This window comes from Streptococcus oralis (assembly GCF_001983955.1).
GTDB classification, from domain to species: Bacteria; Bacillota; Bacilli; order Lactobacillales; family Streptococcaceae; genus Streptococcus; species Streptococcus jiangnanensis.
Map to the genome: position 1 here is coordinate 570,706 of NZ_CP019562.1, position 18,276 is coordinate 588,981.

General features: G+C 41.9%; 20 protein-coding genes. 13 read left to right on the forward strand and 7 right to left on the reverse strand.

Annotation, left to right across the window (positions count from 1 at the left end):
* The first annotated feature begins 231 nt into the window (after positions 1-231).
* Positions 232-1,101 (forward strand): DUF6287 domain-containing protein, encoded by an 870-nt coding sequence (locus tag BWR56_RS02695; protein ID WP_076984420.1) that lies wholly within the window; start codon positions 232-234, stop codon positions 1,099-1,101.
* Between the two features lie 225 nt (positions 1,102-1,326).
* A complete protein-coding gene (locus tag BWR56_RS02700; RefSeq protein ID WP_000734665.1) occupies positions 1,327-1,644 on the forward strand; it encodes a LiaF transmembrane domain-containing protein in 318 nt (105 codons plus the stop codon).
* Positions 1,645-1,675: 31 nt separating this feature from the next.
* Here BWR56_RS02700 and BWR56_RS02705 read toward each other — a convergent pair whose 3' ends face one another.
* Both BWR56_RS02705 and BWR56_RS02710 read right to left on the reverse strand, forming a co-directional pair.
* Positions 1,676-3,475 carry an N-acetylmuramoyl-L-alanine amidase gene (locus BWR56_RS02705; protein WP_076984421.1) on the reverse strand — a complete coding sequence of 600 codons (1,800 nt, stop codon included), beginning with the start codon at positions 3,473-3,475 and terminating at the stop codon, positions 1,676-1,678.
* A 51-nt stretch (positions 3,476-3,526) separates the two neighbouring features.
* A complete protein-coding gene (locus BWR56_RS02710) occupies positions 3,527-4,435 on the reverse strand; it encodes a LysR family transcriptional regulator (protein WP_001222584.1) in 909 nt (302 codons plus the stop codon).
* A 102-nt stretch (positions 4,436-4,537) separates the two neighbouring features.
* Here BWR56_RS02710 and BWR56_RS02715 point away from each other — a divergent pair, with 102 nt between their 5' ends.
* From BWR56_RS02715 to BWR56_RS02725, 3 genes are all read left to right on the forward strand, one after another.
* On the forward strand, positions 4,538-4,771 hold the full coding sequence (locus BWR56_RS02715) for a YqgQ family protein (RefSeq protein WP_044135604.1): 234 nt from the start codon (positions 4,538-4,540) through the stop codon (positions 4,769-4,771).
* Positions 4,768-5,148, forward strand: a complete 381-nt coding sequence (locus BWR56_RS02720) for a rhodanese-like domain-containing protein (protein WP_000158121.1) — start codon at positions 4,768-4,770, stop codon at positions 5,146-5,148. Before BWR56_RS02715 ends, BWR56_RS02720 begins: the two co-directional genes overlap by 4 nt.
* An 86-nt stretch (positions 5,149-5,234) precedes the next feature.
* On the forward strand, positions 5,235-5,468 hold the full coding sequence (locus tag BWR56_RS02725; RefSeq protein ID WP_049504694.1) for a hypothetical protein: 234 nt from the start codon (positions 5,235-5,237) through the stop codon (positions 5,466-5,468).
* 39 nt (positions 5,469-5,507) lie between these two features.
* Here BWR56_RS02725 and BWR56_RS02730 read toward each other — a convergent pair whose 3' ends face one another.
* Positions 5,508-6,233: a 16S rRNA pseudouridine(516) synthase gene (locus tag BWR56_RS02730; RefSeq protein ID WP_076984422.1), complete on the reverse strand. Its 726-nt coding sequence runs from the start codon at positions 6,231-6,233 to the stop codon at positions 5,508-5,510.
* Positions 6,234-6,391: 158 nt separating this feature from the next.
* Here BWR56_RS02730 and typA point away from each other — a divergent pair, with 158 nt between their 5' ends.
* From typA to pyrE, 7 genes are all read left to right on the forward strand, one after another.
* Positions 6,392-8,233 carry a translational GTPase TypA gene (gene typA, locus BWR56_RS02735; RefSeq protein WP_000164116.1) on the forward strand — a complete coding sequence of 614 codons (1,842 nt, stop codon included), beginning with the start codon at positions 6,392-6,394 and terminating at the stop codon, positions 8,231-8,233.
* 19 nt (positions 8,234-8,252) lie between these two features.
* Positions 8,253-8,507, forward strand: a complete 255-nt coding sequence (locus BWR56_RS02740; RefSeq protein ID WP_000262666.1) for a DUF3165 family protein — start codon at positions 8,253-8,255, stop codon at positions 8,505-8,507.
* A 117-nt stretch (positions 8,508-8,624) separates the two neighbouring features.
* The gene (gene murD / locus BWR56_RS02745) at positions 8,625-9,977 is read left to right on the forward strand and encodes a UDP-N-acetylmuramoyl-L-alanine--D-glutamate ligase (RefSeq protein WP_076984423.1); all 1,353 of its coding nucleotides are present in this window, start codon (positions 8,625-8,627) and stop codon (positions 9,975-9,977) included.
* Between the two features lies 1 nt (position 9,978).
* Entirely contained in the window at positions 9,979-11,037 is a 1,059-nt protein-coding gene (locus BWR56_RS02750; RefSeq protein WP_076984424.1) for a UDP-N-acetylglucosamine--N-acetylmuramyl-(pentapeptide) pyrophosphoryl-undecaprenol N-acetylglucosamine transferase, read from the forward strand.
* 9 nt (positions 11,038-11,046) lie between these two features.
* Positions 11,047-12,210, forward strand: a complete 1,164-nt coding sequence (locus BWR56_RS02755) for a cell division protein FtsQ/DivIB (protein ID WP_076984425.1) — start codon at positions 11,047-11,049, stop codon at positions 12,208-12,210.
* Between the two features lie 228 nt (positions 12,211-12,438).
* Complete coding sequence (gene pyrF / locus BWR56_RS02760; protein WP_001206746.1) at positions 12,439-13,140, forward strand: orotidine-5'-phosphate decarboxylase; 702 nt, start codon at positions 12,439-12,441, stop codon at positions 13,138-13,140.
* A gap of 33 nt (positions 13,141-13,173) precedes the next feature.
* Positions 13,174-13,806: an orotate phosphoribosyltransferase gene (gene pyrE, locus BWR56_RS02765; protein WP_000170888.1), complete on the forward strand. Its 633-nt coding sequence runs from the start codon at positions 13,174-13,176 to the stop codon at positions 13,804-13,806.
* Between the two features lie 62 nt (positions 13,807-13,868).
* On the opposite strand, the gene BWR56_RS02770 is transcribed toward pyrE, so the two are convergent.
* From BWR56_RS02770 to BWR56_RS02785, 4 genes are read right to left on the reverse strand one after another with little or no spacing between them, the layout of a single operon-like run.
* Positions 13,869-14,735, reverse strand: a complete 867-nt coding sequence (locus BWR56_RS02770) for a cysteine ABC transporter substrate-binding protein (RefSeq protein WP_000691539.1) — start codon at positions 14,733-14,735, stop codon at positions 13,869-13,871.
* An 11-nt stretch (positions 14,736-14,746) separates the two neighbouring features.
* Positions 14,747-15,505: an amino acid ABC transporter ATP-binding protein gene (locus tag BWR56_RS02775; protein WP_076984426.1), complete on the reverse strand. Its 759-nt coding sequence runs from the start codon at positions 15,503-15,505 to the stop codon at positions 14,747-14,749.
* On the reverse strand, positions 15,506-16,183 hold the full coding sequence (locus BWR56_RS02780) for an amino acid ABC transporter permease (protein ID WP_002893103.1): 678 nt from the start codon (positions 16,181-16,183) through the stop codon (positions 15,506-15,508).
* The gene (locus tag BWR56_RS02785) at positions 16,143-16,823 is read right to left on the reverse strand and encodes an amino acid ABC transporter permease (RefSeq protein WP_000384102.1); all 681 of its coding nucleotides are present in this window, start codon (positions 16,821-16,823) and stop codon (positions 16,143-16,145) included. Before BWR56_RS02785 ends, BWR56_RS02780 begins: the two co-directional genes overlap by 41 nt.
* A 209-nt stretch (positions 16,824-17,032) precedes the next feature.
* Between BWR56_RS02785 and lctO the strand changes: the two genes are divergently transcribed.
* Entirely contained in the window at positions 17,033-18,169 is a 1,137-nt protein-coding gene (gene lctO, locus BWR56_RS02790) for an L-lactate oxidase (RefSeq protein WP_000120741.1), read from the forward strand.
* The last annotated feature ends 107 nt before the right edge of the window (positions 18,170-18,276 follow it).

Below are 18,276 nucleotides of genomic sequence, written 5' to 3' on the forward strand. Positions count from 1 at the left end.
AAAATCCATTTCTTTGGCTTATAAAAATATAAATACAAACGGTTGTTTATATTTTGTGGTATAATGTATTGTAATAAATACTTGTTTTGATACCAATCTAGAGATATTTTTATAGTTATTTATTCTAGAAATTTTTGCTTGGATTTTTTTTTAAAAGTCATAAAAGTTCATGGATAGTAACGAATGAAGTATCGTAAGCTTGGCTGAATATCAATCAAAAAGGAGAAAATTATGAATAAGAAAGAACGGGAAAAACAATTTGAAGAGATCAATGGACCTAAGCGGTCTGAATCAAAGTCGGCTCCGAATAAAAATATAAAAATCTATATTGGCATAGCACTCTCTGTTTTAGTCACTCTCATCTTGGTAAGTATTTTCTCATATCTTCTGATTGGAAAGAAAGAGTCAAATCAAGCATCGTCTGCAGTTTCAACTAAAGAGACAACAAGTCAAGCTTCTACAAGCCAAGGAAAAACGGATGAGACTGATAAGGATAAACAAGAGGAAATTCAGAAACTCAAGGATCAACTGACTGCTTTAGATACCAAAATTACGGAAGCAGAAGCACTTGTTAGCAAGTTGAAGAAAGAAACTACCGTTCCAAAACTAGATATTGAAGCAATCAAGAACAATGATTTGTCTAGTTTAGATGGCACTTGGCGTAGTCAATCTGGCAATGAATACATTATTAAGAATTCTGGAGAAGTAGATGCGACTTGGTTTACAAATGATCAAAAGTACGAATCTGTAGTTGGATTAAAGGTATCAAAAGGTCAAGATAGTCGTAACCCTGAGACAGCTTCTATCAGTGCGTGGGTAAAAGATTCTGTTGCTGGAGGATTTGTAGTAGTAGCTGTGCCAAGTGGAGTTGTTATGCAACCTGCTGATGACGGAAAGATTACGGATAAAAGCAATCATGCTGAAGAAAGACTACTTTCGGGCCAAGATTATGGGTCTATGTTAATGAAACCAGAAGATGTTTATTATCGTGTGAAACCAGATACCAGTAAACTTGAGGAAGCAGAAAAGAACTTAGCTCAACTGCAAGCAGATAGTGAAGCAATCAAATCTTCTCTAGAGTCAAAGGAAAAGAAAAACTAGATGGTATTCGTTCAAAAATACTGTTACAATCGGCAGAATCAAGAAGCCCAAACGGGCTTCTTTTTCTTTTATCACCACTATTCAACCACATAGACAGAGATATTGACCAGATAGGCAAAAGGTCTTGTTCTTGAGAAATTCCTCTGCTATAATGATTTTTGTAAGGGACGTGAGAGGTCAGTATCAGACAACTCAAGTCAATTAAAAAGAAAATGGAGACAAAAAATGAAAAAATTATTGGGACTTGTATTTTTAGTAGCAGCAGCGCTAGTATTGTATTTCGGATCTGTTGGATGGCCAAGCTTGGATGTCAACCTTTGGTCACTGATTCCAGTCGGCTTATTCCTCTATTTCACTCTAGAAAATCTTTTGAAAAAAGACTATAAGGCTAGTCTGATGTGCTTAATTATTGCTTTTATCATTGCAAATGCTATTTTTGATCTCTTGCCAATTTCAAGTGGTTTGGTGATTGGTGCGGGAGTGCTAGCTTGTGTAGGACTTGGCTACCTCTTTCCTGATAAAGATAAAAAAGAAGACAAATAGAAAAGTCTCGAGGTTTCTCGAGACTTTATTTTTATTTACCAGCGTAATATTTTTGAATTCCTTTTACAATGCCTGCCACCAGTTTATCTTGGTAGCGACTATCTCTGATTTGTTGGCTTTCAGTGAAATTATCCATATAACCAAGTTCAAGGAGGACGGCTGGTTTAGCTGTTTCGCGTAGGACGGCAAAACTTCTTTCTAACTGACCAGCATCCTTAGCCCCTGTTTCGGCTAAGAGAGAGGAGTGGATAGCAGCAGCGAGGCGCTTACTTTCACTAATGCGATCAGGATGGTTGTGCCAGTATGGATTAATCTTACTTGGATAATCAGGTTCATCGCTATAGGAGTAGGTTTGAATACCGCTCGCTTTTGAGTAGGTATTACCAGTAGCGTTGAAGTGAATACTGATAAAAATATCAGAGTTGGTCTTATTAACCATACGAGAACGTTCGGTAACAAAATCAACGTCAATATCACTATCACGAGAAGTGAGGACCTTGTAGCCTAGTTCTTCTAACTTAGTACGAAGCTTACGGTAAATCTGCATGTTGAGATCTTTTTCAGCTACATTGTAGTAAAAGGCACCTGAATCTCGACCACCATGCCCAGGGTCTAGGAAAATGGTATTGCTGTATAGGCCTTTTGTAAATCCGCCTTCAGTTGAAACTTCTGAAATCCATTGGCCGTATTTTTGGAACAGGTGTTCCTTACCGTCTATCTTGTAAGTTCCTGAAACATAATGCCCATTATCATCTAGGTAGTAGCGTGCTTTGTCAGAGTTATCGTAAATCCATTCGCTCTTTGCCATGTAACCACCTGACTTGAGGTAGTATGCTCCAATCCACTCCTGATTTGCATAACGGCCATCGGCTTTTAGATAGAACCAGCTCTTGTAGGCTTTATCGAAGATCCACTCATTCTCCGCCATGGCTCCACTGGTTTTAAGGTAGTAGCTTCCTTTCCATTTGTCTGCTAGCATCCCACCATTCTGGTCAAATGAGTACCAGGAACCCTGAATCTTTTGCCAGTTGTCTCGGATATATCTCCCTGATCCGTTCGCATAGAACCAAGTATCCTTGATTTTGACCCAGTTGTTTTCTGTCATAGCTCCACTCTGGTTGAAGAGGTAGCCCTTGAAGGTTGTCGCACTCAGCATTCCACCGTCTTTGTCAAAGTAGTACCAAGAACCGTTTATTTTCTCCCATTTATCCTGTGAGATTTTTCCAGAAGGAGCGACATAGTACCAAATTTGGTCTAATTTAGTCCAGCCCTTTTCTGCCATAGCTCCGCTTTTTGTGAGAAGATAGCCGTCAACGGCGGTGTTGCTGAGCATACTTCCAATTTGGTCAAAATAGTACCAGGAGCCGTTAATTTTTTTCCAGGTGTTCTGAGCTAGTCGTCCAGAGGAATCAGCATAATACCATTGATTGTCCAGTTTGGTCCAGCTATTTTCTGTCATGACTCCATCTTGGTCAAAGGCATAGCCTTTGTAGATAGTAGAATGAAGACGATTACCATCTTGATCGAAGTAGTACCATTTGCCTTGAATTTGTTTCCAGTTCAAAGCAGGTTTATCATCTTGGTAAAAACGCCAGTGGTGATTTTCTTGGTGCCATCCTTCTTTTTTGGGCTTGTCTTCTTGCACATCTACTTTCGGAAGAACTTCTGATTTAGAGTTTTCCTCAACACTCGACTCTTTCTTTTCTTCTTTGGCAATTGCTTCCTTGACAGCAGATGTAGATTGAGTTGTGTTTTCTTCTCCTAAGACGGATGCGGGTGCTAATCCTACGATTGAAAGGATTAAAGCACTGGTCAGTAGTATCTTTTTCACTTTTTATTTCCTAACTTTTTCTTTTTCCCTTTTTCATTTTTCATTTTTCTATTAATTATCGAATTGAACTTCTTCTAGTAAGTATTCGATAAAGCGTTCGCCCATCTTAGACAGGCTGGTTTTTTCATGTTGGATATAGACTAGTTCAATCGGGTCGTCAATGTCCAGCGGAATGGAAACGATATTGTCTCCGTTGAGGTTACTGTTCAAAATCCCTGTTGCAATGGTGTAACCATCCAAACCAATCAAAAGGTTAAAGAGGGTGGCACGGTCACTGACTACGATGGATTTTTTGTGGTGCTCTTGTGAAAGAATCTCCTCTGAAAAGTAGAAGGAGTTGTGCGTCCCCTGGTCATAACTCAGATAAGGGAAGTCTTCCAAATCAGCCAGTTTGACCTTATCTTTTTTAGCTAGAGGGTTGGTCTTGCTGACAAAGATATGGGGTTGAGCGGTAAAGAGGTGGTGCGCTAGCAGGTGGTTATCATCCAGCATTTTCGTTAAAACATCGCGGTTGTAGCTGTTTAAAAAGAGGACACCGACCTCGCTACGGAAGTTCTTGACGTCATCGATAATCTCCCAAGTCCGAGTTTCACGAAGGAAAAGCTCGTATTTCTCCATATCACTTTTCTTGAGCAAAGAGACAAAGGCATTGACTACAAAAGCATAGTGCTGAGAGGAAACGCTGAAAAGTTCGCGGTGGGCGACAGGATTTTTATAGCGTTCTTCCAGAAGCTGAGTTTGCTCAACGACCTGACGGGCATAGGAGAGAAACTCCATCCCATCACGGGTTAAGGTAATGCCCTTGGGATTGCGGATAAAGATTTCAATACCCATTTCATTTTCCAAGTCTCGAACAGCATTAGAGAGACTGGGTTGGGTGATAAAGAGCTGCTTGGCTGCCTCATTCATAGAGCCAGTTTCGACAATTTTGATAATATAGTGTAGTTGTTGAATTCTCATGTTTTTATTGTACCACACTTGCGGAAGAATGGGCAATGAAGACGAAGAAAATAGGGGGAAAGAGCTGGTCCAGTATTGAAAAAAAGTCTAGAATCTGCTAAAATGGAAGCTATGAAAACATTCTATGATGTGCAGCAATTTCTCAAACAGTTTGGCATTATTGTTTACATGGGGAAGCGCTTGTATGATATTGAACTGATGAAGCTCGAACTCTCTCGGATCTATGATGCAGGTCTGATGGACAAGCTAGACTATCTAGAGGCGGAAGCTGTTCTTCGTAGAGAGCACAAGATAGAATTAGACTACATAGAGAAAAATGGAGATAAGAACTTATGACAATTTGGATTGTTTGGGGAATCGTATTGGCGATGGCGGCATGGATGGGTTATAACTACCTTCGTATTCGTCGTGCGGCTAAGATTGTGGATAATGCAGAATTTGAAGCCTTGATTCGAAAAGGGCAGTTGATTGATGTCCGTGAACCAGCAGAATTTCACAGAAAACATATCCTTGGAGCTCGCAATATTCCTTCAAATCAGTTGAAGTCAAGCCTTGCAGCCCTTCGTAAGGATAAACCTGTCCTTCTCTACGAAAACCAACGCGGACAACGAGTGACCAATGCAGCACTTTATCTGAAAAAACAAGGTTTCTCTGAAATTTATATCCTTTCTTATGGATTGGATTCTTGGAACGGGAAGGTCAAGACGAGCTAAGCTTCTGTTAAAAACTGTCGAATGGTAGATAAAGCTAGTATCTTAAGGTATCATCATTTATATTAAATTTAAGGAGGTTTTATAATATGAATTCACAACAAAAGAAAAAACCTTCACTTATTTTAGGTATCTTATCTATCGTCCTTGGTTTGCTATCTCCAATAGTGGGTCTGATTTTGGGGATTATAGGATTGGTCTTGGCTTTTTCATACCAAAAAGAATCTGGACTGGACTATAAAACAGAAAAGATTCTCAATATCGTAGGACTTGTAGTTTCTGTTCTGAACTGGATTCTAGCAATCGCAATATTTTTTAGATAATCAAAAACAAAAAAGCTTTAAATATAAAGCTTTTTTGTTTTATCGACTCATCTCTAAATAGTTTTTAATAATTTTCAATTCCTCTGGATTCAAGGGACGGTATTGCCCTTCTGCTAGTTCTGGGTCTAATGTAAAGTCACCGAATTGGACACGTTTTAGGGCAGTCACCTTGACACCAACTGATAGAAACATCTTCTTGACCTGATGGAATTTCCCCTCTGAGATGGTGATGGAGGCCCGGCTCTCTGTTGGGCTTGCGGCTAGAATCTCTAGCTTTGCTGGTTTACAAGTGGTCCCGTCTAAAAAGACAATTCTGTCTTTGAATTTTTGGATATGGTCTGACGTGAGTGGTCCGTTGACTTCCACTTGATAAGATTTATCAACATGGTACTGGGGATGAAGGAGTTGAAAACCAAGAGGTCCATTGTCTGTCAAAAGGAGCAGTCCCGTCGTATCGCGGTCTAGTCTGCCGATAGCGTAGAGCTGGTCAGACTGGATGTCAGGTGGAAGGAGGTCCATGACGGTTGGTAGGTCCTTATCCTTGCTAGCTGTAACGACTCCATTTGGTTTATGAAGCATGAGGTAGTTGTGCTCGTAGCCTTGGATTTGCCGTCCTTGAAAGACTAATTTCTGCAATCCAGTGTCGACATTTTGAGAGAGGGAGTTGGCTGGACAATCGTCCACTAGGATTTCTTTTTTTAATAAAGCCTGTTTCATAGCCTTGCGACTGACCTTTTCTTGGGCTAATAATCTATCTAAACGCATACCAGCTTATCTTATCATAAGTCTCTGACTTTGAAAAGAGTTGCCTTGACTAGAAAAGCAGAGTGAAAACATTTACACTTAGCTGAACTGTGATTTTTGAATGAGACTGTGGTATAATTGTTCAGTTAGAAATAAAAATTTAAATATTAGAGGAAATCATGACAAAATTAAGAGAAGATATCCGTAACATTGCGATTATCGCCCACGTTGACCACGGTAAAACAACCCTCGTTGACGAATTATTGAAACAATCTGAAACTCTTGATGCACGTACTGAATTGGCAGAGCGCGCTATGGACTCAAACGATATCGAAAAAGAGCGTGGGATTACCATCCTTGCAAAAAATACAGCCGTTGCCTACAACGGAACTCGTATCAATATCATGGACACACCAGGACACGCGGACTTCGGTGGAGAAGTTGAGCGTATCATGAAAATGGTTGACGGTGTTGTCTTGGTCGTGGATGCCTACGAAGGAACCATGCCACAGACTCGTTTCGTATTGAAAAAAGCCTTGGAACAAGACCTTGTTCCAATCGTGGTTGTCAACAAAATCGATAAACCATCAGCTCGTCCAGCAGAAGTAGTGGACGAAGTCTTGGAACTTTTCATTGAGCTTGGTGCAGATGATGACCAGCTTGACTTCCCAGTGGTGTATGCTTCAGCTATCAACGGAACATCTTCATTGTCAGATGATCCAGCTGATCAAGAAAAAACAATGGCACCAATCTTTGATACCATTATCGACCATATCCCTGCTCCAGTGGACAACTCAGATGAACCTTTGCAGTTCCAAGTCTCACTTTTGGACTACAATGACTTCGTAGGTCGTATCGGTATCGGTCGTGTCTTCCGTGGTAGTGTGAAAGTTGGGGACCAAGTTACCCTTTCTAAACTAGATGGTACAACGAAGAACTTCCGTGTTACAAAACTCTTCGGTTTCTTTGGCTTGGAACGTCGTGAAATCCAAGAAGCTAAAGCAGGTGACTTGATTGCTGTTTCTGGTATGGAAGATATCTTTGTTGGTGAGACGATTACACCGACAGATGCCATTGAACCTCTTCCAATCCTACACATCGATGAGCCAACTCTTCAAATGACCTTCTTGGTCAACAACTCACCATTTGCAGGTCGTGAAGGAAAATGGGTGACTTCTCGTAAGGTGGAAGAACGCTTGCAAGCAGAATTGCAAACAGACGTTTCCCTACGAGTTGACCCAACGGACTCACCAGATAAATGGACTGTCTCAGGTCGTGGAGAATTGCACTTGTCAATCCTTATCGAAACTATGCGTCGTGAGGGTTATGAACTTCAAGTATCTCGTCCAGAGGTTATTGTAAAAGAAATCGACGGTGTTAAATGTGAGCCATTTGAACGTGTTCAAATCGATACTCCAGAAGAATACCAAGGTTCTGTTATCCAAAGCCTTTCTGAACGTAAGGGTGAAATGTTGGATATGATTTCAACTGGTAATGGTCAAACTCGTTTGGTCTTCCTTGTTCCAGCGCGTGGTTTGATTGGGTACTCAACTGAGTTCTTGTCAATGACTCGTGGTTACGGTATCATGAACCATACCTTCGACCAATACTTGCCATTGATTCCAGGTGAAATTGGGGGACGTCACCGTGGTGCCCTTGTTTCCATCGATGCTGGTAAGGCTACAACTTACTCAATCATGTCTATCGAAGAACGTGGAACCATCTTTGTCAACCCAGGTACTGAGGTTTACGAAGGAATGATCATTGGCGAAAACTCTCGTGAAAACGACTTGACAGTTAACATCACTAAGGCCAAACAAATGACCAACGTTCGTTCAGCTACTAAGGATCAAACAGCTGTTATCAAGACACCTCGTATCTTGACCCTTGAAGAGTCTCTTGAATTCTTGAATGACGATGAGTACATGGAAGTAACGCCTGAGTCTATCCGTTTGCGTAAACAAATCCTTAACAAGGCAGAGCGTGAGAAAGCCAACAAGAAGAAAAAATCAGCTGAATAAGAGCTAGAAAGAGATAAAGATGGTCTATTTAATCATAGGGATACTCTTATTACTACTCTATGTATTTGCGACACCCCAAAGTATCAAAGGAACAGTCAACATCGTTATCTTGGTCTTTGTAGTTGTTGCACTCTTGATTTTGCTGATGTTGTCCATCTTGCAAATCTTCCAATTACCGACAGAATTCTTTGTCACAATCGCCATGTTGGCCCTAGCTTACTTTAGCTTGAGAGACATTACGCTCATGTCTGTAAAAAAGAGCAGAAGAAGATAAATAGAAAGAGAGCTATGGCTCTCTTTTTCTATGCTAGAATGAAGGCTAGAGCATTTTCGTTTAGTATTATTTTCATAAAAATGGTAAAATAGTAGGAGTAGAAATGGAGTTTGAGACATGAAAGTAATCGATCAATTTAAAAATAAGAAAGTCCTTGTTTTAGGTTTAGCTAAGTCTGGTGAGTCTGCGGCCCGTTTGCTAGACAAGCTAGGTGCTATTGTGACAGTAAATGACGGCAAGCCTTTTGAGGAAAATCCTGCTGCTCAAAGCTTGCTGGAAGATGGGATCAAGGTTGTCACTGGTGGGCATCCTTTGGAATTATTGGATGAAGATTTCGCTCTGATGGTGAAAAATCCAGGCATCCCGTATAGCAATCCCATGATTGAGAAGGCTCTGGCAAAGGGGATTCCAGTCTTGACTGAGGTGGAATTGGCTTATTTGATTTCAGATGCGCCAATTATCGGTATTACTGGTTCAAATGGGAAAACAACCACAACGACGATGATTGGGGAAGTTTTGACTGCTGCTGGCCAACATGGTCTCTTGTCAGGGAACATCGGCTATCCTGCCAGTCAAGTGGCTCAAACTGCAACGGCTAAGGACACGCTTGTCATGGAACTTTCTTCTTTCCAACTGATGGGTGTTCAAGAATTCCATCCTGAGATTGCGGTTATTACCAACCTTATGCCCACTCATATCGACTACCATGGCTCTTTTGAAGAATATGTGGTAGCTAAGTGGAATATCCAGAACAAGATGACAGCAGCTGATTTCCTTGTTTTGAACTTTAACCAAGATTTGGCAAAAGAATTGGCTACCAAAACACAAGCTACTGTTGTACCATTTTCAACACAGGAAAAGGTTGATGGAGCTTATTTGGAAGATGGTCAACTCTACTTCCGTGGAGAAGTGGTCATGGCAGCTAGTGAAATCGGTGTTCCAGGTAGCCACAATGTAGAAAATGCCCTTGCGACTATGGCTGTAGCCAAGCTTCGTGGTGTAGACAACCAAACCATCAAGGAAACTCTTTCATCCTTTGGTGGTGTCAAACACCGTCTCCAATTTGTGGATGAAATTCAGGGTGTCAAATTCTATAACGATAGCAAGTCAACCAATATCTTAGCCACTCAAAAAGCCTTGTCAGGATTTGACAATAGTAAGGTTATCTTAATTGCAGGTGGTTTGGACCGCGGCAATGAGTTTGACGAATTAGTGCCAGATATTACTGGGCTCAAGAAGATGGTTATCCTCGGTCAATCTGCAGAACGTGTCAAACGGGCAGCGGATAAGGCTGGTGTGGCTTATGTAGATGCGACAGATATTGCTGATGCGACCCGCAAGGCTTATGAGCTTGCGACTCAAGGAGACGTGGTTCTCCTCAGTCCTGCTAATGCTAGCTGGGATATGTATGCTAACTTTGAAGTACGTGGAGATCTTTTCATCGACACAGTAGCGGAGTTAAAGGAATAATATGAAAAAAATTGTCTTTACAGGTGGGGGGACGGTTGGACACGTCACCCTCAACCTCTTATTAATGCCCAAGTTCATCGAAGACGGCTGGGAAGTTCACTATATTGGTGATAAACACGGAATCGAACACCAAGAAATCCTCAAGTCAGGTTTGGATGTTACTTTCCATTCTATTGCGACTGGGAAGTTGCGTCGTTATTTTTCTTGGCAAAATATGCTGGATGTCTTCAAAGTTGGTTGGGGAATTGTTCAATCGCTCTTTATCATGTTACGACTGCGTCCACAGGCTCTTTTTTCTAAGGGAGGATTTGTCTCTGTACCGCCGGTTATCGCAGCGCGAGTGTCAGGAGTGCCTGTCTTTATTCATGAATCGGACCTTTCTATGGGCTTAGCCAATAAAATTGCCTATAAATTTGCGACTAAGATGTATTCGACATTTGAGCAGGCTGCTGGTCTCGCAAAAGTCGAGCATGTGGGGGCAGTGACCAAGGTTTCAGACCAAAAAACTCCTGAACCAGATGAATTGGTGGATATCCAAACCCACTTTGATCCTAAATTGCCAACGGTATTGTTTGTTGGTGGTTCTGCAGGAGCTCGTGTATTTAACCAATTGGTGACAGATCATAAGCAAGAACTGACCGAACGCTACAATATTATCAATCTCACTGGAGATTCAAGCCTCAATGAGTTGAGTCAAAATCTCTTTCGTGTTGATTATGTGACGGATCTCTATCAACCCTTGATGGAGATGGCAGATGTGGTGGTGACGCGTGGCGGTGCCAATACGATTTTCGAGCTCTTGGCCATGGCGAAACTCCATCTCATCGTACCATTGGGTCGTGAAGCAAGTCGTGGAGATCAGATTGAAAATGCAGCCTACTTTGTTAAGAAAGGCTACGCAGAAGAACTTCAAGAAAGTGACTTGACCTTGGAAAGCTTGGAGGCGAAACTCAGTCACTTGCTTAGTCACAAGGACCAATACCAAGCTAGCATGAAAGCTTCGACTGAATTGAAATCTCTTGCAGATTTTTACGATCTACTAAGAAAAGACCTAGCATAAGGAATATCAATGTCAAAGGATAAGAAAAAAGAATCAAACAAGAAGCAAGAATTGTCTGAATGGCAGAAACGAAACCAGGAATACCTGAAGAAGAAGGCTGAGGAAGAAGCTGCCCTAGCTGAAGAGAAGGAAAAGGAAAAACAAGCTCGTAAGGAAGCCAACTCGAAACTACTGGAGGAATCCAAGAAATCATCGAGTGAGTCAGTTGAGGAAGCCTCAAGTCCAAGCAAGGAACCATCCGAAAAAGAAGAAAAATCTCAAAAGGATGCCCCTAAAGTCAAAGAGGAAAAAGAGAAGAAGAAAAAAGAAAAACCCAAAAAACCAGAGAAACCAGCCAAGCCTAAAATTGCGCCTGTTCATATTTGGCGAGCTGTGAGTATCTTGGTACCCAGTGTCCTGGTCCTTCTTCTTTCAGTCTATCTATTGACTCCACTTTCGACCATCAAAAATATCGAGGTTAAGGGAAATAGTAACACGCAGGCGGATGACATCAAACAGGCTTCTGGGATTCAAGATAGCGACTATACTTTAGCTCTATTGTTGGATAAGGAAACATACGCTGAGCGAATCAAGTCCAATCATTGGATAGAATCAGCGAAGATTGACTATCAATTTCCGACTAACTTTACGATTGAGGTCAAGGAATTCGATATTGTCGGTTATTATGTGTCTGGTGAAGAACATTATCCTATTCTGTCTAGTGGTACAGTAGAGTCAACTCCTGTTGATCGCTTAAACTTGCCTGAGACTTATCTGACAGTTACCTTTAACGATGAGCAGCAGGTGAAAAAGCTGATAACAGGATTGTCTACCATCAGTGAGGATATCAAGAGTCAAATCCAGAAAATCGAATTAGCGCCGAGCAAGGCAACAGCAGATCTTTTAAAAATTACCATGCTGGATACAGATGAGATTTTGGTTCCTTTATCAGAATTGAGCAAGAAATTGCCTTATTACAGCAAAATCAAGCCACAATTGTCAGAACCGAGTGTAGTCGATATGGAAGCTGGAGTATACAGCTATACGATAGCGGATAAATTGATAGAAGAGGCTGAGGAAAAAGCCAAACAAGAGGCCAAGGAAGCTGAGAAGAAAAAACAGGAAGAAGAAAAGAAAAAACAAGAAGAACAAGGAAATCAAAGCCAAACGAGCCAGCAATCACAGAGTCGTTAGACTAACTTTTCCTCTTGATTTTGAATGGTATAGAAGTCCAGTTTCGAGTTTTTGCTTGACAAGTCCTACTATAAATAATAGAATAGAAAAAAACCTTTAAAGCAGTCCAGAGAGGCAGCTAAGGTTAGACGGTGAAAGGGTGAACTCTACCCATTTTTCGTGGAACCTTGCTGTTGGCAGGTTCCTTTTTTCATGCTCTCTAGCTTACAAAGGTAAAAGGAGAAAGGTATGCGTGAACATCGTCCAGTTATTGCTCTTGATTTTCCTAGTTTTGAGGCAGTCAAGGAATTTTTATCTCTTTTCCCAGCAGAAGAAAGTCTTTATCTAAAAGTAGGGATGGAGCTTTATTATGCGGAAGGTCCAGAAGTTGTCCGTTATTTGAAGTCACTGGGGCATAGTGTCTTTTTGGATCTCAAGCTACATGACATTCCAAATACAGTCAAATCTGCCATGAAGGTCTTGTCTCAGCTTGGTGTGGACATGACTAACGTTCATGCTGCAGGTGGTGTGGAGATGATGAAGGCTGCGCGTGAAGGTCTAGGGACACAAGCTAAATTGATCGCTGTGACCCAGCTTACATCAACGTCGGAAAGCCAGATGCAGGATTTTCAAAATATCCAAACCAGCCTGCAAGAGTCTGTGATTCACTATGCCAAGAAGACAGCTGAAGCGGGCTTGAATGGTGTCGTTTGCTCGGCTCAGGAAGTGCAACTCATCAAGCAGGCCACCAATCCAGATTTCATCTGTCTGACACCAGGTATTCGTCCGGCAGGAGCTGCGGTTGGAGACCAAAAACGTGTCATGACACCAGCGGATGCCTATCAAATCGGTAGTGACTATATCGTAGTAGGACGTCCGATTACCCAAGCTGAGGATCCTGTTGCAGCTTATCATGCTATCAAGGATGAATGGAACCAAGACAGAAATTAAAGAAATAGATTATAAAAACAAAAGGAGAATACTATGACACTTGCTAAAGATATCGCTAGCCACCTCTTGAAAATCCAAGCCGTTTACCTCAAACCAGAGGAACCTTTCACTTGGGCATCTGGTATCAAATCGCCGATTTATACTGATAACCGTGTGACACTAGCCTATCCAGAGACTCGTAGCTTGATTGAAAATGGTTTTGTGGAAGCTATTAAAGCTGAATTTCCAGAAGTAGAAGTGATTGCAGGAACTGCGACAGCAGGAATTCCACACGGAGCTATTATCGCTGACAAGATGAACTTGCCTTTTGCCTACATCCGCAGCAAACCAAAAGACCACGGAGCAGGCAACCAAATCGAAGGTCGCGTAGCACAAGGTCAAAAGATGGTTGTTGTTGAAGACCTCATTTCAACGGGTGGGTCTGTTCTTGAAGCCGTAGCAGCAGCTAAACGCGAAGGAGCTGATGTGCTTGGTGTCGTAGCGATTTTCAGTTATCAATTGCCAAAAGCTGATAAGAATTTTGCGGATGCTGGTGTCAAACTTGTGACGCTTTCTAACTACAGTGAACTGATCCACCTAGCCCAAGAAGAAGGTTACATCACGCCAGAAGGACTCGACCTCCTAAAACGCTTTAAAGAAGACCAAGAAAATTGGCAAAATGCCTAAAACATAGAAAATCAGGTAGTCACTAGGATTACCTGATTTCTTTTTGTTATGTTTATTAGATGTTAGTCTACTTTTCCACCTTCAACAACTAGATCATCTGCCTTAGCAGCGTCACCGTAGGTTGGGTGAAGTGTTTTTTCATAAGCTTTGTGGAAGAAGTTTTCTTTACCAAGTTTTTCAATTTCTTGGTTGATGTAGTCAAGAAGTTCTTGATTCCCCTTTTGAACTGCTGGCGCAATAGTATCTGGATCTCCGAGGGAAGAAATTCCGACTTCATATCCTTTGTTTTCAAGTGCCCAAGCTAGGACTTCCGTATTGTCAGTAGAGAAGGCATCTCCACGTCCGTCAAGAAGGGCTTGGTAGGCATCGCTATATTGGTCGTATTTTTGGAGTTTTACTTCTGGGTGATTTTTCTCAAAATAAGTTTCAGCAGTCGTTCCCTTTGTAACAATCAAGGTTTTACCTTCTAATTCTTTAACGTCTTTGATGACTTTATCTTTTGGTGACACGACACCGAGGGAAACTTTCATGTAAGGAAGGGCAAAGTCAACTTGTTTCTTACGTTCGTCAGTAACTGTGAAGTTGGCAAGTGTGATATCCACCTTGTTTGAAATCAAGTATTCAGCGCGGTTGGCAGCATCAACAGAGACGTATTTAACCTTTACACCAAGGTCTTGAGCCAGTTGGTTGCCCAATTCGATATCGTAGCCTTGGTAGGAACCGTCGTTATCAACATAACCAAATGGTTTTTTGTCTCCAAATACGGCGATTCGTAGCTCACCGCTTTTTTTGATTTCGTCGATAGTGCGGGCCTTGGCGGTTGTTTTTCCTGATGAAGCATCAGAGCTTCCACTTGAGCTACAAGCTGTGACAAAGATAAGCGTAAAGGCTAGGGCAAAAACAGTTAGAATTGGTTTGATGATTTTCATAAAAATCTCCTTTATAGATATGAGCCGAACTGGCTAAAGTCAAAGACGTTTAAAAATTCCTGTGCTCGTTTGGTTTGTGGGTTGGTAAAGAAGTCTTGAGCCGTTCCTTCTTCAGCAATTTTCCCTTGGTCGAGGAAGATAATGCGATCTGCAATAGCTTGGGCAAACTGCATTTCGTGGGTTACCAGAATCATGGTGCGCCCTTCTTGAGCCAAGTCATTTATGAGTTCCAGAACTTCACGCACCATTTCTGGATCCAGTGAAGCCGTCACTTCGTCAAAGAGGATAATTTCTGGATGCATGAGAAGGGCACGGATAATCGCCACTCGTTGTTTCTGTCCCCCAGATAATTGGCGAGCAAAACTGTCTTTTTTATCAAGCAAACCCACACGTTCCAGTAGTTGCAAAGCTTCCGCCGTTACTTCTTTCTTGTCTCGTCCCTGAGCTTTGATAGGGCCTAGGATGAGGTTTTGAAGGACATCTAGGTGAGGAAAGAGTTCATAACTTTGAAAGACCATGCCAATCTTTTGACGAACCAGGTGAAAGTTTTTCTGATTGCCAATAATGGACTGGCCATCCAGAAGAATATCTCCACCTTGAATGGTTTCTAGACCATTGAGGCAACGAAGGAGAGTGCTTTTTCCGCAACCAGATGGCCCAAGAATAACCACAACCTCCCCTTTTTTGATTTGCAAGGATAGACCTTGGAGGATAGGATTGTCTCCGAAGGATTTTTTTAGGTCCTTGATTTCTAAAATAGTTTCAGACATTTAGTTCCTCCAATGTTTTTCTAAGTGAGTGGATAGTTTGGAAATAGGAAAACAGACTGCGAAATACAGGACCAGAATGGTTCCATAAATCCAAAAGGAAGCGGTTGGGATTGTCAAGCGATTGCTGTCAATGATTTGTTGTCCAACCTTGGTAACTTCCACAACCCCAATCAAGACAACTAAGGAAGTCGTTTTGATCATACGAGTGACAAGATTGATGGCTTGTGGTAGTAGTCTTCTCAAGACCTGTGGAATGATAATGTGATAGTAAAGTTGGAAGTTGGTCAAGCCCAGAGCCTGTCCGCTTTCAAACTGATGTTTAGGGAGAGAAGTGATGGCTCCACGTACCAAGTCCCCCATTTCAGCTGTACCCCAGAGGGTAAAAACAATAATAGCCGAAGTCTCGCCTGAGATATTGATATTAAAGTTTCGAGCTAAGCCGAAATAAACGATGAAAAGTAGTACCAGCTGGGGCATGATACGGATAAATTCCAGATAAAAGCGTGTTAAAAAACGAATAACTCTAGAATGGTAGGTCATGATGATTCCCATGACTGTTCCGAAAATCATTGATAGAAGGACGGAGAGAATGGAAATTCCAATCGTGACACCCAATCCCTGTAGAATACGCAGGAGATTATTTCCCTGAAAGAGTACTTGCATTCCCGAATCCTGCATGGCGGAGCCTCCTTTCTATCCAGCTAAAGACTAGAGAGATGGGTAGAAGCATGATCAGGTAAGCAACTACCAACATGGCTAGTGCAATGTCTGTCTCATAATAGAGTCCAATCAAGTCCTTGGCGACGTACATGAGATCGGCTAAGGCTACCGCAGAGAAGACAGAGGTTTCTTTGATGAGAAAAATGACATTGGCACTAAAGGACGGTAGAGCAACCGCAGTCGCTTGCGGAAGAACCACATAGCGAAAGACCTGTACAGGCGTTAGACCGATGGCTAGACCAATCTCGTGCTGGGTTTGACTAACTGCTTCCAGTCCGCTTCTGAAAGATTCAGCCATGTAGGAGCCACCTAAAAAGATGAGCCCAACTGTTGCACAGACTTCTGAAGAAAGAACAATCCCTATTCGGGGAAGCCCGAAGTAGAGGAAGAAGAGTTGAATCAAAAGGGGCGTGTTTCGTGACAATTCGATGTAGGCTGTTGCTAGCTGTGAAAAGATAGGAACGCGATAATGCCGAATGACACTAACGATTAGACCAACAAGAAAAGAACCCAGAATTCCCCAAACTGCGATATGTAAGGTCAGAAAGAATGCCTTTTGATAGAGCGGTAAATATTGTTCAACAATGGACCAATCCAAAATAGAACCTCCCATCTAGGAATAATATAGCTATTGTAGCACTAAAGGGCATGTTTGGATAATATGAATTTTTTATCACAATGATAGAAAATATTTATCATGTCTGTGATTTGAAATTCCCAGACAAAATTTTTGAAAGGATTCTGAAAAAGAGGTAAGATAGTTTATGTAAGAAAAAGTAAACGCTTACTTAATAAGGAGGACACTTTATGTCATATAAAACAAGCAATGCAGAAGGACCTGTAGATTTTATTAACACTTATGATTTGGAGCCAATGGCGCAACAAGTCATTCCTAAAGCTGCCTTTGGTTATATCGCTAGTGGAGCAGAGGATACTTTCACTCTACGCGAGAACATCCGTGCCTTTAACCACAAACTTATTGTTCCTCATACGCTTTGTGATGTTGAAAATCCAAGTACAGAGATTGAATTTGCAGGTGAAAAATTATCTTCACCAATTATTATGGCGCCTGTTGCGGCTCATAAATTGGCAAATGAGCAGGGGGAAGTAGCCACTGCGCGTGGTGTGCATGAATTTGGTTCTCTCTATACAACTAGTTCCTACTCTACCGTTGACCTTCCAGAAATTACGGAAGCTCTTCAAGGGACACCTCATTGGTTCCAATTTTACTTTAGTAAGGATGACGGCATTAACCGCCATATCATGGACCGTGTGAAGGCTGAAGGCTACAAAGCGATTGTCTTGACGGCGGATGCAACTGTAGGGGGCAATCGTGAGGTCGACAAGCGCAATGGTTTTGTCTTCCCAGTTGGCATGCCGATTGTTGAGGAATACCTGCCAGAAGGTGCTGGAAAATCAATGGACTTTGTTTACAAATCAGCCAAACAACGCTTGTCTCCACGTGATGTCGAATTTATCGCTGAATATTCAGGACTTCCTGTCTATGTCAAGGGGCCACAATGCCGTGAAGACGTTGAACGTTCGCTTGCCGCAGGTGCTTCTGGTATCTGGGTAACCAACCACGGTGGCCGCCAAATCGATGGTGGACCAGCATCCTTTGACTCGCTTCAAGAAGTAGCTGAAGCAGTTGATAAACGTGTGCCAATTGTCTTTGACTCTGGTGTTCGTCGCGGTCAACACGTCTTTAAAGCCTTGGCTTCAGGAGCAGACTTGGTAGCTATTGGTCGCCCTGTGATCTATGGTTTGGCTCTTGGTGGTAGTGTTGGTGTGCGTCAAGTCTTTGAGCACTTAAATGCAGAATTGAAGACAGTCATGCAATTATCTGGAACTCAGACTATTGAGGATGTCAAACACTTCAAACTCCGTCACAACCCATACAACCCAACATTCCCAGTCGACCCTCGTGACTTAAAATTGTATTGATAAAGTAGAAGGCCTCCACCTTATGTGGAGGTTTTTCTTCATGTATAGAAAGATTAAATCGTTATCAGAAACTATATAAATATATTTTCCAATCAAATATCTTGCTA